Origin of the sequence: Actinomadura macrotermitis (assembly GCF_009604375.1) — a bacterium.
In the GTDB taxonomy this organism is placed as follows: domain Bacteria; phylum Actinomycetota; class Actinomycetes; order Streptosporangiales; family Streptosporangiaceae; genus Spirillospora; species Spirillospora macrotermitis.
The window spans coordinates 287,741-307,274 of the sequence record NZ_WEGH01000001.1 but is presented as its reverse complement, the minus strand read 5'-3'; the positions used below and the strand labels follow the sequence as shown (position 1 = coordinate 307,274).

At 74.9% G+C, this 19,534-nt stretch carries 20 protein-coding genes; 9 read left to right on the top strand and 11 right to left on the bottom strand.

The genetic code is table 11. The features are described 5' to 3' along the window. Nucleotides 1-11 precede the first annotated feature (11 nt). Nucleotides 12-1,229 (top strand): ArsB/NhaD family transporter, encoded by a 1,218-nt coding sequence (locus ACRB68_RS01315; protein WP_328593587.1) that lies wholly within the window; start codon nt 12-14, stop codon nt 1,227-1,229. On the opposite strand, the gene ACRB68_RS01310 is transcribed toward ACRB68_RS01315, so the two are convergent. Together ACRB68_RS01310 and ACRB68_RS01305 are read right to left on the bottom strand one after the other, a co-directional pair. Further along, complete coding sequence (locus tag ACRB68_RS01310) at nt 1,226-1,873, bottom strand: hypothetical protein (protein WP_153530486.1); 648 nt, start codon at nt 1,871-1,873, stop codon at nt 1,226-1,228. The genes ACRB68_RS01315 and ACRB68_RS01310 overlap by 4 nt on opposite strands. Further along, nucleotides 1,870-2,880, bottom strand: coding sequence for a hypothetical protein (locus ACRB68_RS01305; protein WP_153530485.1), 1,011 nt, complete (start codon nt 2,878-2,880; stop codon nt 1,870-1,872). The genes ACRB68_RS01310 and ACRB68_RS01305 overlap by 4 nt, the downstream gene beginning before the upstream one ends. A 163-nt stretch (nt 2,881-3,043) precedes the next feature. Between ACRB68_RS01305 and ACRB68_RS01300 the strand changes: the two genes are divergently transcribed. Both ACRB68_RS01300 and uvrB read left to right on the top strand, forming a co-directional pair. Continuing rightward, nucleotides 3,044-4,147, top strand: coding sequence for a sensor histidine kinase (locus ACRB68_RS01300; RefSeq protein ID WP_328593586.1), 1,104 nt, complete (start codon nt 3,044-3,046; stop codon nt 4,145-4,147). Between the two features lie 94 nt (nt 4,148-4,241). After that, nucleotides 4,242-6,356 (top strand): excinuclease ABC subunit UvrB, encoded by a 2,115-nt coding sequence (uvrB, locus tag ACRB68_RS01295; protein ID WP_153530483.1) that lies wholly within the window; start codon nt 4,242-4,244, stop codon nt 6,354-6,356. A gap of 189 nt (nt 6,357-6,545) precedes the next feature. Here the strand turns inward: uvrB and ACRB68_RS01290 are convergent, their stop codons facing one another. Beyond that, a complete protein-coding gene (locus ACRB68_RS01290) occupies nt 6,546-6,821 on the bottom strand; it encodes a hypothetical protein (RefSeq protein ID WP_153530482.1) in 276 nt (91 codons plus the stop codon). Between the two features lie 104 nt (nt 6,822-6,925). Then, nucleotides 6,926-7,540 carry a TetR/AcrR family transcriptional regulator gene (locus tag ACRB68_RS01285; RefSeq protein WP_328593585.1) on the bottom strand — a complete coding sequence of 205 codons (615 nt, stop codon included), beginning with the start codon at nt 7,538-7,540 and terminating at the stop codon, nt 6,926-6,928. Nucleotides 7,541-7,657: 117 nt separating this feature from the next. On the opposite strand from ACRB68_RS01285, the gene ACRB68_RS01280 reads away from it, so the two are divergent. Both ACRB68_RS01280 and ACRB68_RS01275 read left to right on the top strand, forming a co-directional pair. Then, nucleotides 7,658-9,145 (top strand): MFS transporter, encoded by a 1,488-nt coding sequence (locus tag ACRB68_RS01280; RefSeq protein WP_207709550.1) that lies wholly within the window; start codon nt 7,658-7,660, stop codon nt 9,143-9,145. Between the two features lie 21 nt (nt 9,146-9,166). After that, nucleotides 9,167-9,700: a GNAT family N-acetyltransferase gene (locus ACRB68_RS01275; protein ID WP_153530480.1), complete on the top strand. Its 534-nt coding sequence runs from the start codon at nt 9,167-9,169 to the stop codon at nt 9,698-9,700. On the opposite strand, the gene ACRB68_RS01270 is transcribed toward ACRB68_RS01275, so the two are convergent. Both ACRB68_RS01270 and ACRB68_RS01265 read right to left on the bottom strand, forming a co-directional pair. Beyond that, on the bottom strand, nt 9,642-9,875 hold the full coding sequence (locus ACRB68_RS01270) for a hypothetical protein (RefSeq protein ID WP_153530479.1): 234 nt from the start codon (nt 9,873-9,875) through the stop codon (nt 9,642-9,644). The two genes, ACRB68_RS01275 and ACRB68_RS01270, sit on opposite strands and share 59 nt — an antisense overlap. A 122-nt stretch (nt 9,876-9,997) precedes the next feature. After that, nucleotides 9,998-10,582 carry a DUF4126 domain-containing protein gene (locus ACRB68_RS01265; RefSeq protein WP_153530478.1) on the bottom strand — a complete coding sequence of 195 codons (585 nt, stop codon included), beginning with the start codon at nt 10,580-10,582 and terminating at the stop codon, nt 9,998-10,000. Between the two features lie 153 nt (nt 10,583-10,735). Here ACRB68_RS01265 and ACRB68_RS01260 point away from each other — a divergent pair, with 153 nt between their 5' ends. Then, complete coding sequence (locus ACRB68_RS01260) at nt 10,736-11,785, top strand: SGNH/GDSL hydrolase family protein (protein ID WP_153530477.1); 1,050 nt, start codon at nt 10,736-10,738, stop codon at nt 11,783-11,785. Here ACRB68_RS01260 and ACRB68_RS01255 read toward each other — a convergent pair. Continuing rightward, nucleotides 11,739-12,479: a catalase family protein gene (locus ACRB68_RS01255; RefSeq protein ID WP_153530476.1), complete on the bottom strand. Its 741-nt coding sequence runs from the start codon at nt 12,477-12,479 to the stop codon at nt 11,739-11,741. The two genes, ACRB68_RS01260 and ACRB68_RS01255, sit on opposite strands and share 47 nt — an antisense overlap. Nucleotides 12,480-12,603: 124 nt before the next feature. Between ACRB68_RS01255 and ACRB68_RS01250 the strand changes: the two genes are divergently transcribed. Together ACRB68_RS01250 and ACRB68_RS01245 are read left to right on the top strand one after the other, a co-directional pair. Beyond that, a complete protein-coding gene (locus ACRB68_RS01250) occupies nt 12,604-13,260 on the top strand; it encodes a HemK2/MTQ2 family protein methyltransferase (RefSeq protein WP_235958881.1) in 657 nt (218 codons plus the stop codon). Then, on the top strand, nt 13,232-13,459 hold the full coding sequence (locus tag ACRB68_RS01245; protein WP_328593584.1) for a CDGSH iron-sulfur domain-containing protein: 228 nt from the start codon (nt 13,232-13,234) through the stop codon (nt 13,457-13,459). Before ACRB68_RS01250 ends, ACRB68_RS01245 begins: the two co-directional genes overlap by 29 nt. 6 nt (nt 13,460-13,465) lie before the next feature. Here ACRB68_RS01245 and ACRB68_RS01240 read toward each other — a convergent pair whose 3' ends face one another. After that, entirely contained in the window at nt 13,466-14,509 is a 1,044-nt protein-coding gene (locus tag ACRB68_RS01240) for an iron-containing redox enzyme family protein (protein WP_153530474.1), read from the bottom strand. Then, nucleotides 14,506-15,672 carry a carboxylate-amine ligase gene (locus tag ACRB68_RS01235; RefSeq protein ID WP_153532122.1) on the bottom strand — a complete coding sequence of 389 codons (1,167 nt, stop codon included), beginning with the start codon at nt 15,670-15,672 and terminating at the stop codon, nt 14,506-14,508. The genes ACRB68_RS01240 and ACRB68_RS01235 overlap by 4 nt, the downstream gene beginning before the upstream one ends. Before the next feature lie 236 nt (nt 15,673-15,908). Here ACRB68_RS01235 and ACRB68_RS01230 point away from each other — a divergent pair, with 236 nt between their 5' ends. Further along, nucleotides 15,909-16,958, top strand: coding sequence for an NAD-dependent epimerase/dehydratase family protein (locus tag ACRB68_RS01230; RefSeq protein ID WP_153530473.1), 1,050 nt, complete (start codon nt 15,909-15,911; stop codon nt 16,956-16,958). A gap of 14 nt (nt 16,959-16,972) precedes the next feature. Here ACRB68_RS01230 and ACRB68_RS42335 read toward each other — a convergent pair whose 3' ends face one another. Both ACRB68_RS42335 and bla read right to left on the bottom strand, forming a co-directional pair. Continuing rightward, nucleotides 16,973-18,436 (bottom strand): aminotransferase class I/II-fold pyridoxal phosphate-dependent enzyme, encoded by a 1,464-nt coding sequence (locus tag ACRB68_RS42335; RefSeq protein WP_153530472.1) that lies wholly within the window; start codon nt 18,434-18,436, stop codon nt 16,973-16,975. A gap of 91 nt (nt 18,437-18,527) precedes the next feature. Beyond that, a complete protein-coding gene (gene bla / locus ACRB68_RS01220; RefSeq protein WP_153530471.1) occupies nt 18,528-19,496 on the bottom strand; it encodes a class A beta-lactamase in 969 nt (322 codons plus the stop codon). Nucleotides 19,497-19,534 lie beyond the last annotated feature (38 nt).

The window sequence follows — 19,534 nt, the reverse complement described above, 5'->3', positions numbered from 1 at the left end:
TAAGATCAAGGGTGGCCACCTGGACCCTCCGCCGCGCCGCGCGGTCGCTCGGCGTTCTCGACTGGATCCGCGTCGCGGTCCTGCTCCTCGGCCTGGTGTTCGTGGCGACCGGCGCGCTGCCGGCGGCCGACGCCCGCGCCAGCGTCGACCGGATCGCGCCGCTGCTGCTGTTCCTGTTCGCCGTCATCGTGCTGGCCGAGCTGACCAAGCAGGCGGGCGTGTTCGACGCGATCGCGCAGCGGATGGCCCGCGCGGGCCGCGGCGGCTACCCGGCGCTGTTCCTGCTGTGCGTGGCGTTCGCGACCGTCAACACCGTCTTCCTGAACCTGGACACCACGGCGGTGCTGCTCACGCCCGTCATGCTGGCGCTCGCCGCGCGCGCTGGCATCGCCGCGCTGCCCTTGGCGATGACGACGGTCTGGCTCGCCAACACCGCGTCGCTGCTGCTACCGGTGTCGAATCTGACGAACCTGCTGGCGTCCGACCGGGTGGCCCTGGAGACGCGGGCGTTCGCGGCGCGGATGTGGGCGCCGCAGCTGGCCGCCCTCGCCGTCACGATGCTGCTGCTCTGGGTGTTCTTCTGGCGGCGGCGGATGCGCGGCGCCGACCGCTACGACCCGCCGCCGCCCGAGCCGATCGGCGACCCGGTGCTGTTCTGGGCGACCGGCGGCGCGTGCCTGCTGTTCATCGCCGCGATCCTGGCGGGCGTGCACACCGGCATCCAGCTCGGCCTCGCCGCGGCCGCCGCCGCCGTCGTCGCGGTCGCCGCGTTCGCCGTCCGCGACCGCTCCGCGCTCGGCCCCGCGCTGATCCCGTGGCAGCTCATGGTCTTCGTGACCGGCCTGTTCCTGGTCGTCCCGACGCTGGAGCGGCACGGCCTGGACGAGGTCATGCGGGCCCTGGTCGGCACCGACGACGGGACCGGCGGGGCGCTGCGCGCGGCGTTCGCCGGGGCGGGCCTGTCCAACGTCCTCAACAACCTGCCGGCCTACGTGGCGGGGGAGTCGGCCGTCGCGGCCGGGCACCGCGACCAGCTGCTGTCCCTGCTCATCGGCACCAACGTCGGCCCCGTCATCACCCCGTGGGGGTCGCTGGCGACGCTGCTGTGGTTCGAGTGGTGCCGCCGCTGGGACGTGCGCGTCCCGATGCGCAAGTTCGTCCTCACCGGCGTCGTCCTGGCGGCGGCGGGCTGCGCCGCCGCGACCGGCGCGCTGCTGGCGACCGGCTAGCCGAGCCCATCCAGCGTCACCCGGACCGCCTCGGCCAGCTCGTCCGGATCGCACGGCGTGCGCGTCACCCGGTGCGGGCCGCCGCCGAGCGGGCCGAGCGACAGGTCGCCGTGGCCCGGCCGGACCCGGCCGACGGCGACCGTGGCGGTGTCCACGCCCGCCGGCACCACCGTCCGGTGGAACACCCCGGCGGGCAGCCGGTAGACGTCGCCGCCGCCGAACCGCCCCGTCTCGCCGGCGGCGCGGCGCACCGTGCGGCCGGTCGGGCGCAGATCGTCGGTGCCGGCCCGGCTGACCACCTCGAACAGGCGGTGGGTGGGACGCTCCACCGTGTCCGCCACGGCCGGCGTCTCGTTGCCGATCTCGCCGAACAGCACGTAGCTGACCAGGTCCCAGCTGTGGCAGTGCACGCCCGAGGTCGTCGGCGCCGCCCCCGGCAGCCGCGGCGACCACACGTGCACGCACACGCCCGTCTCCGGTGTCCGGCGCACCGGCAGGCACACGAACCCGAGCGGATGGCGCACCGCCGCGCCCGCCGGCACCTCCCGCACCGCCGCGCGGACCCAGGCGCGCAGCGCCCCATGGTCGGGGGCGCCCGGACCGGGGCCGCCCCGCAGCAGCGCGGGCAGGTCCGCGGCGGTCATGGCGCGGGCCGCAGCGCCTTGCGGACGATCTCGATGACGTCGCGGTCGGTGTACCCGCGCGGCAGCGGCAGGTTCAGCACCTCGAACAGCTTGCGGACCTCCTCCAGCGTCGGCTCGTCGCCGAGCGGCGCCAGCCGGGCCTGCTCGATCGGCACCCGCCGCGCCTGCTCCAGGCTGGTCTGCAGCTCGGTCGCGCACCAGCCGTAGTAGAACCGGCCCGCGTCCACGATCAGCACGTCGCCGGCCGGGTCGTCGCGGGTCACCGCGATCAGCGACGCCGACAGGTCGTAGCGGATCGTGGTCATCGCCCGCGACAGGCCGACGTCGATGTCCAGCATCGCGAACCGCTGCCGGTACCAGCACGCCGCCAGCACGGTGGCGTAGACCTCCTTGCGGACCCGGTCGGCGGTCCAGCGGTCCTGCGGCGCCGTCCCGCCCGGCCCCTCGGGCAGCGAGTCGCGGTGCCGGGCGAAGGTCTCGCACACCTGCTCGTCGGCCGGGTCGACGATCTCCACCCGCATCAGCAGCGTGCGGCGCTCGCGGCGGGCCGCCGCCACGCACTCGGGCAGCGTGCGGGTGCGCAGGTAGCGGCCGGTGCCGCCCTTGTAGTGCCAGCGGTCGGTGCTGCGGCGGGCCTCGGTCAGCACCTGGTCGAGCTGGGCGCGGCTGAGCACCCGCACCACCGACGCCTCGTCCAGCGCCCGCCGGGCGTCGTCCACCACCTGCTCGAAGCGGTCCATGTGCGCCAGCCGGCCGCTCAGCTCCCCGAGCGTCTGCGATGATTCCCGCAGCGACGCGCGCACCTCGGTCTCCACCGGCTCGCGGCGCCCCCGGTCGCGCAGCACCGAGGTGGCCAGCAGGCCGATCACCGCGAGGGTGGCGCTGTTGACGATCTCGTCCTCGTTGGGCATGTCCACCCCGAGGCCGAGGACGGCGACCACGAGGGCCAGCAGCAGCGCGATCACGGCGTCGGCGTTCTTCCCGAGCCACACGGCGATTCGGGTCATGGTGTGCTGTATCCCCGTCCTTGTCGGCGCCGTCATCGTAACCACCGCCGCGGGCGCCGGGCCACCGGCCGTCCCGCGCGGCGGCGCGCCTCCTGGCTATAGGGTCGGGCCCATGCGCAGGGGCGGCCGGCGGGCGGCATGGTGGCCGTCACGAAGATCAGCGGTGCTCGACGTGTCGCTGGCCGCCGGCTTCGCCGTGCTCGACGCGGCCTTCCTCTACCTGGCCTACCGGCACTTCTGGTTCCCGCGCGAGGTCGTCGCAGCCAGCGGGGCCGTCGGCGCGCTCGCGCTGGTGGTGCGCCGCCGCCACCCGGTCGGGCTCGCGGTGTTCAACGTGGTGTTCGTCGCGGTGACGGGCGGCGGCGGGTTCGCCGCCCTGGTCGTGCTGTACTCCCTCGGCGCCTACGCCGCCTCCCGCCGCACCGTGCTCGCGGTCGCCGCGTTCGGGTACGCCGTGGCGCTCGGCCTGCCGGGGGCGACCGACCAGGACAGCTCGTTCCTGGCCAAGTCGATCTTCGCGCTGGCCTTCACCGTGCTGCCGGTCGTGCTCGGCCTGTACATGGGTGCCCGCAAGCAGCTCGTCGCCTCGCTGCAGGAGCGCGCCGCCCGGCTGGAGCGCGAGCAGGGCCTGCTCACCGAGCGCGCCCGCGCCGAGGAGCGCACCCGCATCGCCCGCGAGATGCACGACGTCGTCGCCAACCGGGTCAGCGTGATGGTCGTGCACGCCGGGGCGCTGAAGGCGACCGTCGCGCGCGACCCGGCCCGCGCCGCCGAGACCGCCGCGGTGATCGGCGACATGGGGCGGCAGGCGCTGGAGGAGCTGCGGCAGGTCATCGGGGTGCTGCGCCAGGGCGAGGAGACGCTGCCCGCCGAGGCGCCGACGCTGGCCGACGTGCACGAGCTGATCGGCCAGTCCCGCGCCGCCGGGCTGCGCGTCGACGTGGAGGTGACCGGCGAGGAGAGCCCGATGCCGGCCGCCGTCGGCCGCACCGTCTACCGGATCGTCCAGGAGGCGCTCACCAACGTGCACAAGCACGCCGGGGACGCCGACACCCGCGTCGGGCTCGGGCTGCTGCCGGGCGCGGTGGAGATCGAGATCACCAACCGGCCGCCCGCCGCCGCGCCCCGGCACGGGCTGCCCTCGGGCGGCAACGGCCTGGTCGGGCTGCGCGAGCGCGTCACCGCCCTCGGCGGCCGGCTGGAGGCCGGGCCGACCCCGCCCGGCGGCTACACCGTCCGCGCCCGCCTCCCGCTGCCGGCTTCCTGACCTGCGCGAACGTCCCGGTCCCCGCGATTGTCACACCTCCTGCATACAGTGGAACCGAGCGGGGGCGACCGGGCCCCTTCACGAAAGGGCGGGAATGCGGCCGATCACTGATCTGCAGCGCAAGGTGGCACCGATCGAGGTCGTCACCGAGATGACGCCGTCGGGCGACCAGCCGCAGGCGATCGCCGAGCTCACCACGCGGATGGAACGCGGCGACAAGGACGCGGTGCTGCTCGGCGCGACCGGCACCGGCAAGACCGCCACCGTCGCCTGGCTGGCCGAGAAGCTGCAGCGGCCCCTGCTGGTCATGCAGCCGAACAAGACGCTCGCCGCGCAGTTCGCCAACGAGCTGCGCGAGATGATGCCGAACAACGCGGTCGAGTACTTCGTGTCGTACTACGACTACTACCAGCCCGAGGCCTACATCCCGCAGACCGACACCTACATCGAGAAGGACTCCTCGATCAACGACGAGGTCGACCGGCTGCGGCACTCGGCGACCAACTCGCTGCTGACCCGCCGCGACACCATCGTGGTCGCCTCGGTGTCGTGCATCTACGGCCTCGGCACCCCGCAGGAGTACGTCGACAACATGCTCCAGCTCAAGGTGGGGCAGGAGTTCGAGCGCGACGCCCTGCTGCGCCGGCTGGTCGCCATGCAGTACTCGCGCAACGACCTGGCCTTCACCCGCGGCACCTTCCGGGTCCGCGGCGACACCATCGAGGTCATCCCGCAGTACGAGGAGCTCGCCGTCCGGATCGAGATGTTCGGCGACGAGATCGAGAAGCTGGCCACCCTGCACCCGCTCACCGGCGAGGTCATCACCGAGGACGAGGAGCTGTACGTCTTCCCCGCCTCGCACTACGTCGCCGGCACCGAGCGGATGGAGCGCGCGATCGGCGCGATCGAGGCCGAGCTGACCGAGACCCTCGCCGTCATGGAGCGCCAGGGCAAGATGCTGGAGGCGCAGCGGCTGCGCATGCGCACCACCTACGACATCGAGATGATGCGCCAGGTCGGCACCTGCTCGGGCATCGAGAACTACTCCCGGCACATCGACGGCCGCGCCCCCGGCACCGCCCCCAACACGCTGCTGGACTTCTTCCCCGAGGACTTCCTGCTGGTCGTCGACGAGTCGCACCAGACCGTCCCGCAGATCGGCGCGATGTACGAGGGCGACGCCTCGCGCAAGCGGATGCTGGTCGAGCACGGCTTCCGGCTCCCGTCGGCGATGGACAACCGGCCGCTGAAGTGGGAGGAGTTCCTGGAGCGCATCGGGCAGACGGTCTACCTGTCGGCGACGCCCGGCCCCTACGAGCTGAACCGGGTCAAGGGCGACGTGGTCGAGCAGGTCATCCGGCCGACCGGGCTGATCGACCCCGAGATCGTCGTCAAGCCCACCCAGGGCCAGATCGACGACCTGATCCACGAGATCCGGCTGCGCACCGAGCGCGACGAGCGGGTCCTGGTCACCACCCTCACCAAGAAGATGTCGGAGGACCTCACCGACTACCTGCTGGAGCTCGGCATCCAGGTGCGCTACCTGCACTCGGAGGTCGACACGCTGCGCCGCATCGAGCTGCTGCGCGAGCTGCGCGCCGGCGAGTTCGACGTGCTGGTCGGCATCAACCTGCTGCGCGAGGGCCTGGACCTGCCCGAGGTGTCGCTGGTGGCGATCCTGGACGCCGACAAGGAGGGCTTCCTGCGCTCGGAGACCTCCCTCATCCAGACCATCGGCCGCGCCGCGCGCAACGTGTCGGGCCAGGTGCACATGTACGCCGACAAGATCACCCCGTCGATGGAGCGGGCCATCGACGAGACGGCCCGCCGCCGCGCCAAGCAGCAGGCCTACAACGAAGAGCACGGCATCGAGCCGACCGCGCTGCGCAAGCGCATCGCCGACATCCTGGACTCGCTGGTCCGCGAGGACGCCGACACCGAGACCCTGCTCGGCGGCGCGGGCCGCCAGCAGAGCCGCGGCAAGGCCCCCGTCCCCGGCCTCGCCTCCCGCCGCGAGGCGGGCCGGCACGCCGCCGACCTGGTCGGCGAGCGCCCCCGCGAGGAGCTGGAGGGCCTGATCGAGTCGATGACGGCCCAGATGCACCAGGCCGCGGCCGACCTGCAGTTCGAGCTCGCCGCACGCCTTCGCGACGAGATCAAGGAGCTCAAGCGCGAACTCCGCGAGATGAAGGAGGCCGGCGTCCACTGACCCGCCGCCGTCCCAGGCCCGCCCGCCTTCCCGGCGCGCGGGCCTGATCCTTGCGCCGGAGCCCCGCGGCGCGGGCGGCGCCGCGCACGGCCCCGGTGGACCGCTCATCGGCGAGGCGGGCCCGGGGCCCGGGTCCGCACGACCGGCCGAAAGCGACCATGGAAGCGGCGGGCTCCCATGAGCGCCGCGCTACACGTGCCGGATGACCTGGTAGATCGTCTGGGAGGCGGGCGACGGGTGCGGGGCGCTGTTCCAGCCGATCTCCTCGGCGCGCTGCTCGATCGCCTTGCGCGCGGCGTGGGCCGCGGCCTCGTCCTCGAAGAAGGCGATGGCCAGCCCGTTGCCGGTGGCGGGGTCGATGAGGTGGTACGCACCGTGGACGCCGGGCGTGCCGGCGGCGGCGTCCAGCACCCAGTCGCGGTCGTCGGTCGGCATCGGTTCCCATACGGCGACTCTTGCGATCATCGCTGCCTCCTTCGCGTCGGCCCGAACCTCCAGAATGGGGCAATCCTCGTCAGCGCGCAGGCGGTCCCCGCCTTTGCCGCGTCGCCCGCCGGGCCGATCGCGATTCACGCGGGGTGCGTCAGAGCCGCGGGGAGGTCGGCGAAGGCCTGGGCGACCAGGGTCCGCAGGGCGGCGCGGCCGCCCTCGCCGTGCTGGGCCGCCCAGTGCAGGGACGCGGTGCGCCAGGCGGCCACGAAGACCTCCACGACCAGGTGGAGGCGCATCGGGTCGGCGTCCGAGCGGCCGCCCACCGCCCGGATCAGGGCCCGGGTGGTGTCGTGGCAGTAGCCGAGGCTGTGCGCCTGCAGGGCGGGGACGAGCTCCGACAGTTCGCGGGCGGCCAGGAAGCGGCGGTCCCAGTCGGGGTCCATGGCGCCGAGGGTGGTGTCCAGGGCGGCGTGCAGGACCTTCAGCAGCGGGCCGTCCGCCTGGGCGGTGGGCACGTACTCCAGGTAGGCCGACCACAGGTCGCTGTCGGCGGCGAGCGCGATGTCCTCCTTGGAGGGGAAGTTGCGGAACAGGGTGCGCTTGGACACCTCCACCGCGTCGCACAGGTCGTCCAGCGTGGTGGCCTCGTAGCCGCGTTCGGTGAACAGCCGGAGCGCGGTCTCGGCCAGGGCGCGGCGGGTGCGCAGCTTCTTGCGTTCGCGTAGCGGCAGGTCGCGCAGGTCATCGCTCACGTCATGAGATTAGCACCCGGCAGCAGTTGCCCTTTGACTTCTTATGCCACTGAGTGGCACTCTCGCCTTGGTGGCCATCTGGGGCCGCCCTCGTCCCCCCGTCAAGGAGCCCGTTCCGTGCGCAGCGATCGCTCACATCCGCTGATCACCCTCGTGGTGGTGCTGGCGGCCTTCATCACCGTGCCGATGTCCATCTCCGGGGCGGCGGTCGCGCTGCCGGGCATCGGCGCGGACCTGCACGCCGCCGGCGCGCCGCTGCAGTGGGTGATGAACGCCTACAACCTGACGTTCGCCTCGTTCATGCTGGTCGCCGGGTCCGCCGCCGACCTGCTGGGCCGCCGCCGGGTCTTCGCGGGCGGCGCGGCGCTGTTCGCCCTCGGCTCGCTGGCCGCGGCGGCCGCCCCCGGCGCCGGTCTGCTGGACGCCGCCCGCGCGCTGTCGGGCGTCGGCGCGGCCGGGGTGTTCGCCAGCGGCGGCGCGATCCTGGCCACCACCTTCGACGGCGCCGCCCGCACCCGCGCGTTCGCCGCCCTCGGCAGCGCCGCCGGGCTCGGCCTGGCGGCCGGCCCCACCCTGTCGGGCTGGCTGGCCGGCACGCTCGGCTGGCGCGCCTCCTTCGGGCTGCACGCGGCCGTGCTGATCGTGGCGCTGACCGGTACCGGGTTCATCGCCGAGTCCCGCGCCGCCCGGCGCCCCCGGCTGGACGTGACCGGCGCGGTGGTGTTCGTCGCCGGGCTGGGCGCCCTGGTGCTGGGCGCCGTGCAGGGCCCCGGGTGGGGCTGGTCGAACCCCGGCGTGGCGGCCCTGCTGGTCGCCGGCGTGGCGCTGCTGGCCGCCTTCACCGTCCTGCAGGCGCGCTCGGCCGCCCCGCTGCTGGACCTGTCGCTGGTGCGCGACCGCCGCTTCCTGGCGCTCTGCCTGGTGCCGGTGGTGACGACCTTCGGGTTCGTGACGCTGCTGACCTACCTGCCGACCTACCTGGTGGGCGCGGGCGGACTGTCCGCCCAGCGCGCCGGGACGGTGATGCTGCTGATGACCGCCCCGGTGCTGGCGGCCCCGCCGCTGGCCGGGGGACTGGTCAACCGGGGCGTGCCGGCCCGCGCGGTGATCACGGCGGCGCTGGCGATGTTCGCCGGGGGCAACACCTGGCTCACCGTGATCGGCCCGGACACCCCCGCCGCCGTCATCGCCGGGCCGCTGCTGCTGATCGGCCTCGGCGCCGGGCTGACCTTCGGCGCGGGCGACGGGATGGCGATGAGCCTGGTCGAGCCCGAGCGCGCGGGGATGGCCACCGGCTTCCTCAACACCATGCGGATCGGCAGCGAGGCCATCGTCATCGCGGTGTTCGGCGCGGTCCTGGTCAGCCTGACCGCCACCCGCGTCGGCTCGCCCGGGCTGGCCGCGAAGGTCGCCGCCGGCGACCTGTCCGGCGGCGACGGCGCCGCGCTGGCCGCCGGGTTCACCGAGGCGCTGCACCTCCTGCTGTACGGGACGGCCGCGGTATGCGCGGTCGGCACGGTCGCCATCGCCGCCGCGCTGGCGCCGCCGCGCCGCCCTGCCGCCGCGGTCGCCACGGCCGACGAAACCGCGGTGACGGCGCGGTAGGCCCTGTCCTACCCTCGCGGCATGGACACCGAGGTGCGTCTGGCCGGGCCCGCCGACCTGGAGCCGCTGCCGGCGATCGAGAACAGCTCCGACGCGCTGTTCGCGTCGCTCGGGATCGTCTTCCCGCCCGGCCCCACCGTCATCGAGGAGATGATCGGCAAGGGGGCCGAGATCCTGGTGGCGGGGGAGCCCCCCGCCGGGTTCACGGCGGTGCGGGAGGTGGACGGCGGCACCCATCTGGAGCAGATCGCGGTGCGGGCCGACCTGATGGGGCGGGGGATCGGCGGGCGGCTGCTCGGCGCGGTCCTCGCGCGGGCCGCCGCGGCGGGCTCGCCCGGGGTGAGCCTGCTGACCTTCCGGGACGTGCCGTGGAACGGCCCCTGGTACGCCCGGCACGGGTTCGCCGAGCTGCCCGAGGAGGCGTGGGGGCCGGGCCTGCGGGCCTACTGGCGGGCCGAGCTGGCGGCGGGCCTGCCCGGGCTCGGCCCGCGCCTGGTCATGTGGCGAGCGTCGGACCGGCCGCCGAGCCGGCCTTCGGGCGGGCCTGGACGATGAGCGGCGCGTCGTCGGTGCAGGCGTAGAGCGGCCCGCCCTTGGCGGCGCGGCCGATGCGCACCTGCGGGGACGGCCAGCGCTTGCCGCACACCACGCAGGCGCGGCCGGCCTTCTGCGCGGCGGACAGGCCCGAGGGGTCGACCAGCACTTCAGCCTGCTCTTCGCGGAGCGTCATGACGATCCCTTCGAAAACGGTCACGCTGTGGTGCAGGTCGGTAGCCCCGTCCCCCTATTCCCTGCCGATCGGTGTTGAATCATGCCAGGCTCGCACCGCGGAGGCGATATCGGCGAGGGCCCTCAGGCCCTTGCGGCCGCCCGGCGGCGGCGCCGGCGCCGCAGCAGGCGCAGGGCGGCGAAGGCGAGCAGCGCCACCAGGAGCAGCGCGACCACCGGCGCCAGCACGGCCAGCACGCTCATGCCGAGGGACAGCGCGTCCTCGGCCGCGCTCACCACGGGGGCGCCGGTCCCGAGGGTACCGGCGTTGACGACCGGCCTCACCGCGGCCTTGGTGCTGTGCACCAGCAGCGCGACGACGATGCCGAGGCCCCAGCCGATCCAGGGGTTGTCGTGCATGAAGGCGGAGTGGTCGAGCCGCCCGGCGGCGTCGGTCGCGGCGAAGACCGCGCCGCCGGCCGCGGGCCGCACCAGGGTCTGCACCGCGTCGTTGGCCGAGTCGACCACCGGCACCTTGTCCAGGATCACCTCGGCGGTCAGCAGCAGCCCGAGCCCGGTCAGCACCCAGCCGTTGGTCAGCCAGCCGAACTCGGCGGGCAGCCGGACGAGGTCGCTGTAGCGGGCGAGCAGCCCGACCAGCAGCATCGGGATGTAGGCGTTGAGCCCGGCGGCGGCGCTCAGCCCCAGGCCGGTCAGTACCGCGAGCATCGGTGGCGTCTCCCCGGACGTATCGTGGTCCTCTTTGGACGGATCGTTCCCCGGCCCGGTTCCGGCGGCACCCCCGAATCGGATCTACAATGTAAAGGCCGGAACCGGGACGGCCGCTCCGGCGTCTGCCTGGACGAAGGGGAGGAGGAGGCGATGAAGAGTCCGCGGACGTGGCCCGCGGCCCTGCGGTCCCGGCTCGGCGAGCGCGGTCCCGCCGCCGTCCTGCTCGTCGGGCTCCTGGCCGCCATGCTCGTGCCGCTGGTGGCCCTGCCCGCCGTCCGCTGCGAGGTCTTCGGTCACGGCTGCCGGAAGCCGCCCGGCCCCGTGCACGCCGACCCCGCGCCCCGGCAGGGACGCCCCCTCACCCCGGTGGAGGCGGCCCAGCAGGGTTCCTACGTGGCCCTCGGCGACTCCTACTCCTCCGGCGTCGGCGCCGAGGGCGACCTGGCGGACCAGAACCCCCTGGAGCGCTGCCACCGCACGTCCAAGGCGTACTACCACGCCGTCGCCAAGGCGTTCGCGTTCCAGGGCGGCGGTGGCTTCTTCGCCTGTTCGGGCGCCAAGACCGGCAACATCCTGAACGGCCAGTCGGGCGAGCCGCCCCAGCTGAACCGGGTGGACGGCGGCACCAGCCTGATCACCCTCAGCCTGGGCGGCAACGACATCGGCTTCGCCAAGATCGTCGCGGGCTGTGTGAAGAAGCTGCCGTGGAGCCGCGACTGCGAGGAGCAGGGCGACGAGATCGCGGCCCGGATGGCGGTGCTGCGCCGGACGCTGCCGGAGGTGCTCGGGCGGATCGTCGCCCGGGCACCGCGGGCCCGGCTGATCGTCCTCGGCTATCCGCGGGTCTTCTCCGAGGTCACCGGCACCGACGGCGACAACATCTCGATCGAGGACCAGCGCTGGCTGAACGCCCGCGCCCACGAGCTGAACGAGGTGGTCCGGCAGGCGGTCGCCGAGACCGACGAGGGGATCGTCGCGGCGCAGGGGGGCGGCAGCGCCGAGTTCATCGACGCCTACAGCGCCTTCGCCGGGCACGAGGCCGGCAGCGCCGACCCGTACATGAACGGCCTGGCCTTCAGCCTGCCGGGGTTCGCCGCCGAGCCGCGCAGCTTCCATCCGACGGTGAAGGGGCACGAGGCGTTCGCCCGGCTCGTCATCGACCAGGTCGGGAAGGGGCCGGGCCGGCCGCTGTACCGGTGACGGCGCCGCCGTGCGGCGCGGGGGCGCCGCGGCCGCGCCGGGACGCCGCGTAGGCCCGCCGCCGTAGGGTGACCAGGGGGCCGGTGAGGCGCAGGCCCGGCAGGTCGTTCAGGACCGGGTCGAAGGCGGTCGCCCTCGGATCGTCCGCGGCGAGCGGGGTGTGCACGCTCAGCCGGGCGAAGGGCCGCCAGGCGCCGGTGAGGGAGGCCGAGGCCAGGACGAACTCGGCGGGTTCGGCGGTCACCGCGGCGTCCAGGGCGTCGATCCGGACGGGCAGGTCCCGGTGCCGGTGCGGGAAGATCCCGAGCATCCGGACCTCGCCGCCCACCCGGTAGGGGAGCAGCGTGGTGTAGGCGCCGGACAGGAACGAGGCGCGGGGCACCGGCGCGTGCCGCGCCCCGGGCAGGGTGCCCGCCGTGGTGAACAGCAGGTCCACGACGGCGTCGCCGGCGGGGACGCGCAGGGCGATGCCGAGCGCGTCGGGCAGCCCCGCGGGCAGTCCGGCGCCCTTGGACAGGCGGGTGATCGCCGGGTGTGCGCCGGGTTCGGCGAGCGGTCCCGCCGGGGCGGGCAGGTCCGGGGTCCCGGTGACGCGCAGGGTCGCCTCGTAGGAGCGCCCGGCGGGGTGCAGGGCGCGGGCGCCGCGCAGCCGCGCCGCTTCCTCCGCCGCCCTGGCGGCGATCGAAGTGATCATCGGGTGCCTTTCGGTCCGGGTGCCGTAGGAGCGGCCCTACCCGGCGGTGACCGCGGCATGCGGGCGCAACTCCAGAGGCCCGAGGTTTGGGTGGGGTTCATGGCGGTAGATGCGGGTTGTGAGGATGCTGAGCGTGCCCGGGGTCTACCGACCGCAGGGCGATACCTTCCTGCTTTGCGCCGCGCTGCGCAGCGCGGCCGTCACGGCGGGCGCCTCGGTCCTCGACGTGTGCACCGGGACCGGCGCGGTGGCCATCGCGGCCGCGCGGTGCGGCGCGAGCCGGGTCACCGCCGTCGACGTCTCCGCGCGGGCGGTGCTGGCGGCGCGGCTCAACGCGCGGGTGCGGGGCTGCGCCGTGCGGGTCCACCGCGGCCATCTGTTCGCCCCGGTCGCGGGGGAGCGGTTCGACGTCATCACGGCCAATCCGCCGTACGTGCCGAGCCCCGGCGCGCCGGGGCCGCACAGCCGGGCGCGGGCGTGGGACGCCGGTCCGCAGGGGCGTGAGGGCGTGGACCGGATCTGCGCGCAGGCCCCCGCGCTGCTCGTCCCCGGCGGCACGCTGCTGATGGTGCACTCGGCGCTCTGCGGGGTCGAGACGAGCCTGGAGTCGCTGCGGGAGCAGGGGCTGAAGGCCGCCGTCGTCGCCCGGGACACCGTGCCCTTCGGCCCGGTGCTGCGGGCGCGGGCGGCGCAGCTGCGGGCCCGGGGCCTGATCGCGGCCGGGCAGGAGCACGAGGAACTGGTGGTGATCCGTGCCGACCGGCCAGAACGGCGCGCCTGACGCGCCGCGCCCCCGCCGCGTGATCCTGGAGAAGGACGGCCCCGTCCTGGTCGAGGGGCCGGTGGAGATCGTCATGGAGGACGGGTCCGTGGCGACGTCGGACCGGTTCCTGGTGGCGCTGTGCGTCTGCCGGCGCAGCCGCCGGTTCCCGTTCTGCGACACCAGCCACCGCCGGAAGGTGCGTTCCGGCGACGGCTGAGCGCGGTCAGGGGCGGCCCGGCCCGTCCGGCAGCCCGTGCGGCAGCGAGGAGCGGCCCGCGCGCCAGCTCGCCAGCAGGTGCTCGCCGAGCCGGTCCTCCAGCAGCCCGGTGGCCTGGACGCCGAAGACGACGTCGGCGGCGAGGCCCGGCTCGCGGGCGAGCAGGTCCCCGATGACGTCGCGGCGCAGCACCTGCTCGTGCACGGCGTCGGCCTCGATGTGCTCGGTGAAGAACACCGCGCAGGCGGGGTCGGCGCCCATGCGCTGCAGGGCGAGCGCCAGCCGGTGCGCGCTCGGCGCCGTGGTGATCTCCGCGGCGGCGAAGTGCCCGACCATCGCGCCGCGCAGGGCGCGGTGCAGGCCGAACAGCGACATCATGGTGACCGGGGCGAGCGCCTCGGCGGGCACGGCGTCGATGTAGCCGAGGTAGCGCGCGTCCAGCCCGGCGGCCTCCATCAGGTGGGCGAACAGGCGGGCGTGCAGGCGCTCCCAGCGCCCGCCGCCGAACTCGTCGAACTCCACCGCCACCAGCGACGCCTTGGCCTGCCCCTGCAGGCGCGGGATGAGCCAGGCGTGCGGGTCGGCCTCCTTCAGGTGGTAGAGGGAGCGGTGGACGATGTACTCGCGCATCTGCCACCACTGCCCGTCGTCCTTGAGGTGGTGGGAGACGCCGCGGGCGTCCAGGTCCTCCACGAGCAGCTCGCCGAGGACGGCCTCGACGTCGTCGCCGCCGGGCACGCCCGCGCGCAGCGCCGCCAGGAAGGGCTGTTCCATCCCGGCGCGGAATCCCAGCAGGCCCGGGTTCCACTCCCAGTCGGGGTCGACGGTGTCGAAGCCCCGGTAGTGCAGCTCGTAGCAGGTGTAGAGGGCGAGCTGGAGGTCCTCGCCGAACGGGTCGGCGCCTTCGGTCCGCGGCCAGGCCGGGACCGGGCCGGCCGGGTCGTGCCGCAGCGCCGTGATCACCGCTTCGGACAGCGGCCCGCGGGGGCGCGGCAGCGCCGGGCCGGTGTGGCGGCCGGCCTCGCTGATACCGGTGTGCAGGGTGGTCATGTTCCTCCGTCGTCGGGGTCGGAAGCGCCGGATCCGGGGTCCGGCGCGGTGTGTTCGGCGAGCATGGCGACCACGGCGGGCAGCCCGGCGGCCGCGGCGCGGCGCTGGCGGGTCGCGCCGGTGCCCTCCCGGCGGAGCCGGTCCAGCAGCGACCGGACGGTGCCGAGGTCGCCGGCGTCCTCCAGCGCGGGCCGCACCCACACCAGCAGCTCCTCGGCGAGGACGACGGCCGGGAGGGGGCGTTCGAGCACCGGGTGCACGCCGTCGCCGGAGATGCCGTGGCGGGCGGCCGCCCACAGCGCCGCCGCGCAGACCTGGCCGGGCACCGGCGGCGCCTCGCGGCCCGCGTCGAGCGCGGCGAGGGCGGTGCGCACGAGCGCCCGGGTCAGCGCGGCCTGCAGGACCGCGTCGTCGACGCCGAGGGCGGTGTCGGCGGCCCGCACCTCCACGGTGGGGTAGCGGGTGGAGGGGCGGGCCAGCCAGAAGGTCATCGAGGGGTCGGCGAGCACGCCGAAGTCGACCAGCTGGTCCAGTGTCCGGTCGTACTCGGCGGCCGAGGCGCAGTAGGGCGGGACGCCCGCGCCGGGGAACCGCGCCTGCTCCAGCATCCGCCAGCTCTGGTAGCCGGTGTCGCGGCCGTGGGCATAGGGGGAGTTGGCCGACAGGGCCACCAGCGTCGGCAGCCACGGCCGCAGGTGGTTGGTCACCGCGACCGCGGTCTCGTGGTCGGGGACGCCGACGTGCACGTGGCAGCCGCAGCACTGATAGTCGCGGACGACCGCCTCGTACATGCCGGCGATGCGGGCGAAGCGGGCGCCTTCGGTGACGGGCGGGTCCGCGCCGGGCAGCACGGCCGTGCCGGTGGCGGCCAGCCGGACGCCCTCGGCGCGCGCCGCCGCCGCCAGGAACGCCCGGCCGCGGACGAGTTCCTCGCGCAATTGGTCCAGCCCGGTGCAGATGCCGGTGATCGACTCCACCTGGGTGGACAGCATCTCCGCGGAGAAGCGGATGGCGCCGCCCGTCCCGGCCGCGCCGGTGCCGATCGCGCCGGTCGCCGCGGCCTCCACGGTGGCGGCGACGGCCCGGGCGAGGACCGGCGCGGCCAGCGGCGCCGTCGTCCCGGCCGCGGGATCGACGAGCAGGAACTCCTCCTCCACGCCCATGGTCACCGTGCCGCTCCCCCTTCGCCGCCCTCGGTCCCCGGCCGCACCGGCGACGAGATGATCCTTGCCCGCAGGGGGCGCCTCGAATCGCGCCGCCGCCCCCGCACCGGACGGAAGAATCACGGCCGCGACGTGCATGTTCGCCGCGGATCGGGGTACCCGGGCGGCCCATGCGTGGCGGCGGGGGCGCGGGGTAGGGCGGAGGGCAAGGACCCGGGCTCTCGTCAGGAGGCATCATGCGCGTCGTGGTCGTCGGAGCGACCGGCAACGTCGGCACCAGCACCGTCCAGGCGCTGGCGGCCGAGCCCCGGATCACCTCGATCCTCGGGCTGGCCCGCCGGCTGCCCCGGCTGGAGATCGGCAAGACCGAGTGGGAGCGGGCCGACGTGACCCGCACCGACCTGGTCCCGCTGTTCCGGGGCGCCGACGCGGTGGTCCACCTGGCGTGGCTGTTCCAGCCCACGCACGATCCGAACACCACCTGGAAGACCAACGTGATCGGCAGCTCGCGCGTCTTCGACGCCGTCGCGCGCGCGGGCGTGCCCGCCCTGGTGCACGCCTCCTCGGTGGGCGCCTACTCGCCGGCGGACAAGGAGAACCCCGTCGACGAGGGCTGGCCCACCAACGGCTGGCCGCCCGCCGCCTACAGCCGCGAGAAGGCCTACGTGGAGCGGCTGCTCGACATCTTCGAGATGGAGCACGCCTCCTGCCGGGTGGTGCGGATGCGGCCGGGGTTCATCTTCAAGCGGGAGGCGGCCTCCGGGCAGCGCCGCCTGTTCGCCGGGCCGCTGCTGCCGGGCTCGCTCGTGCGGCCCGGCCTGATCCCGGTCGTCCCCGACATCCCCGGCCTGCGCTTCCAGGCGCTGCACTCGGCCGACGCGGGCACGGCGTACCGGCAGGCGGTGCTGCGCGAGGTCCGCGGCGCGTTCAACCTGGCCGCGGAGCCGGTGATCGGGACGCCGGAGCTGGCCCGGATGCTCGGCGCCCGGCCGGTCCGGGTGCCCGCGCGCGGCGTCCGCGTCGCGCTGACCGCCGCCTGGTCGCTCGGCCTGGTGCCCGCCTCGCCGGACCTGCTGGACCTGGCGCTGCATCTGCCGATCATGGACTGCGGCCGGGCCCGCGCCGAGCTCGGCTGGCGGCCCGAGCACAGCGCGACCGCCGCGATCGGGGAGCTGCTCACCGGGCTGCGGGAGGAGGCGGGGATGGACACCCCGCCGCTGTCCCCCCGCACCGGCGGGCCCATGCGGGTCCGCGAGCTGCTCACCGGGATCGGGCACCGGCCCTGAGCGCCGCCGTGTGACTACTCCTCGACCGCGACCCGGACGCCGTCCAGCTTCGGGTCGACGGCGTCGGGCACCACCATGCCCGCCTCGATCCCGGTCCGCAGGTAGTCCAGCACGTCGCCGGTCAGCCGCTCGCCGGGCAGCGCGGCCGGGATGCCCGGCGGGTAGGGCGTCAGCATCTCGGCGGTGATCCGCCCGGCGGCCTTGTCCACCGGGACCTGCTCGGTCGGCCCGAAGAAGGCGTCGCGCGGCAGCAGCACCTGCTCCAGCCGCAGCTCGCGCGGATCGGGGACGTCCACCGCGGGCGCCGGGCCGATCTCCCCGGCGTGCCGGGGCAGGTCGCGCAGCGCCGACAGCAGGACCGCGGCGGTCTCGCGGTCGTCGGCGTAGGTGAGCTGGGCGCTGCTGCGCCGGTGGTCGGACACGTGCAGGTTGATTCGGTGGTGCTCGCGCAGCCAGTCGGCCGCCTGGTAGCCGGTGACGCCGAGCGCGGACACGTCGATGATGACCTGCAGCGGGTCCAGCTCGGCGGCCCGGCCGGGGCCGAGGAACTCGTCGTGGTGCACGTGCAGCCCGTCGATCCGCTCGATCCCGGCGCGGACCTCGTGCGCCAGGTCCAGGGCGTCGCCGAGCAGCCGGTGGCCGTCCTGCACCATCTGGCGGCGCCAGCCGTCCAGCCCCGCGTAGATCAGCACCGACGGGCTGGTGGTGCCGAGCAGGTCCGCGCGGGCCTTCAGCACGGCCGGGTCGACCAGGTCGCCCTGCTGGTGGAAGACCGACCCCTGCTCCAGGCCGCTGCCCATCTTGTGCACGCTGGTCACGCACACGTCGGCGCCGGCGTCCATCGCCCACGACGGCAGCGCGGGATGGAAAGGCAGGTGCGCGCCCCACGCCTCGTCCACGATCAGCGGCCGCCCGTGCTCATGGCAGACCTCGGCGATGGCGGCCAGCTCCGCGCACGTCCCGTAGGGCGTCGGGCTGGTCACGAGCGCGCCCCGCGCGTCGGGATGCTCGGCGAACCGGGCCCGGAACGCCTCCGCCGACGGCGGGTGCGCCAGGTGCAGCGCGGGGTCGAAGTTCGGCTCGACCCAGATCGGGGTGATCCCGGCCAGGATCAGCCCGGCGATGACCGACTTGTGCGCGTCCCGGCCCACCAGCAGCTTCTCGTGCGGGCCGGCGACCGACAGCATCGCGCTCTTGACCGACAGCGAGCTGCCGCAGGTGGTGAAGAACGTCTGCTCGGCGTGGACGGCGTCGGCCATCAGCTCCTGGGCGCGCTCCAGCACCCGGCCCGTCGAGCGGCGGTCGTCCAGCCCGGCGACCGCGAGGACGTCGGACCGGAACACCGGCGCGCCGAGCGTCTCCAGCACCCGCGGATCGGCTCCCCGGCCCTGTTTGTGGCCGGGGGGAGTGAACGGGACTTCTCCTCTTTCGTGGTACTTCGCCAGTGCGTCCAGCACCGGTGCCTCAGAGTGATCCATGCTCACCCTTGTTCCCGCTGAGCACAGAACAACCGGCCGCACGCCGTCGCGGTGGCCGGGCGGCCGGCGGTACGCCGGCCGCCCGGGCCGGTCAGGGCGCCAGGCCGAGGCCGCGCGCCAGGACCGCGGCCGTGTCGGCGATCACCTTGTCCTCGCGGGGCGCGGTGAGGTCGTGCCGGTAGGTGTAGACCGCGATGATCACCGGGGCGGCCGCGCCGGGCGGCCAGGCGACGGCCACGTCGTTGGCCCTGGCGTCGGCGCTGCCGGTCTTGTCGCCGACGGTCCAGTGGGGCAGGCCGGCGCGGATGCGGGCGTCGCCGGTGGTGTTGGCGCGCAGCCAGCCGACCAGCCGCGCGCGGTCGGCGGGGACGAGCGCGCCGCCCGCGGTGACCTCGCGCAGGTCGGCCCCCATGTTCGCGGGCGTGGTGGTGTCGTTCCTCTCGCCGGGCTTCCAGTCGTTCAGCTCGATCTCCCAGCGGTCCAGCCGCGAGACGGGGTCGCCGAGGGAGCGCAGGTGGCGGGTGTACCCGGCCGGGCCGCCGAGCTGCTTCAGCAGCATGTTGCCGGCGGTGTTGTCGCTGTAGCGGATGGCCGCGTCGCACAGCTGCGCGACGGTCATGCCCTTGTCCGGGCCGCCCTGGCCCTTGGTCTTCGGCGAGTTGGGCTTCTCCTCCTGCTCGGTCCAGTGGACGACGCGCTCCATCAGGCCCGGGTCCTGGGTGCGGGCCTTGTGCAGGACGGCCGCCGCGGCGAGCGCCTTGAACGTCGACAGGAAGGGGAAGCGCTCGTGCGCGCGGTGGCCGACGACGCGGCCGGTGCCGGTGTCGACCGCGAACGCGCCGATGCGTCCCTTGTAGGCGGTCTCCAGGTCGCGCAGCCGCCGGGTGACCTCGCCCTGGCGGACCGGGCCGGTCGCGGCGACCGGGGCCGTCCCGCCGCGGGTGGCGGCCCTGGTCTCGGCCGGGGCGGTGCCGCAGGCGGCCCCGCCGAACAGCAGGGACGCGGCCAGCGCCGCGGCGGCCGTCGTCCGCCAGGGGCGCCGGCGGTCGGTTTCGCGCATGCTCGGTCTCCTCGTGGTCATGGTCGGCGTGCATGATC

Bases quoted from the DNA above. Each gene is read 5' to 3' on its own strand.
- ACRB68_RS01240 (WP_153530474.1), bottom strand. From the start codon at position 14,509: ATGACCACCCTGCACACCGGTATCAGCGAGGCCGGCCGCCACACCGGC.
- ACRB68_RS01230 (WP_153530473.1), top strand. From the start codon at position 15,909: ATGCGCGTCGTGGTCGTCGGAGCGACCGGCAACGTCGGCACCAGCACC.
- ACRB68_RS01250 (WP_235958881.1), top strand. From the start codon at position 12,604: ATGCTGAGCGTGCCCGGGGTCTACCGACCGCAGGGCGATACCTTCCTG.
- ACRB68_RS01290 (WP_153530482.1), bottom strand. From the start codon at position 6,821: ATGATCGCAAGAGTCGCCGTATGGGAACCGATGCCGACCGACGACCGC.
- ACRB68_RS01305 (WP_153530485.1), bottom strand. From the start codon at position 2,880: ATGACCCGAATCGCCGTGTGGCTCGGGAAGAACGCCGACGCCGTGATC.
- ACRB68_RS01255 (WP_153530476.1), bottom strand. From the start codon at position 12,479: ATGATCACTTCGATCGCCGCCAGGGCGGCGGAGGAAGCGGCGCGGCTG.
- ACRB68_RS01275 (WP_153530480.1), top strand. From the start codon at position 9,167: ATGGACACCGAGGTGCGTCTGGCCGGGCCCGCCGACCTGGAGCCGCTG.
- ACRB68_RS01260 (WP_153530477.1), top strand. From the start codon at position 10,736: ATGAAGAGTCCGCGGACGTGGCCCGCGGCCCTGCGGTCCCGGCTCGGC.
- uvrB (WP_153530483.1), top strand. From the start codon at position 4,242: ATGCGGCCGATCACTGATCTGCAGCGCAAGGTGGCACCGATCGAGGTC.
- ACRB68_RS42335 (WP_153530472.1), bottom strand. From the start codon at position 18,436: ATGGATCACTCTGAGGCACCGGTGCTGGACGCACTGGCGAAGTACCAC.
- ACRB68_RS01310 (WP_153530486.1), bottom strand. From the start codon at position 1,873: ATGACCGCCGCGGACCTGCCCGCGCTGCTGCGGGGCGGCCCCGGTCCG.
- ACRB68_RS01270 (WP_153530479.1), bottom strand. From the start codon at position 9,875: ATGACGCTCCGCGAAGAGCAGGCTGAAGTGCTGGTCGACCCCTCGGGC.
- bla (WP_153530471.1), bottom strand. From the start codon at position 19,496: ATGCGCGAAACCGACCGCCGGCGCCCCTGGCGGACGACGGCCGCCGCG.
- ACRB68_RS01235 (WP_153532122.1), bottom strand. From the start codon at position 15,672: ATGGGCGTGGAGGAGGAGTTCCTGCTCGTCGATCCCGCGGCCGGGACG.
- ACRB68_RS01265 (WP_153530478.1), bottom strand. From the start codon at position 10,582: ATGCTCGCGGTACTGACCGGCCTGGGGCTGAGCGCCGCCGCCGGGCTC.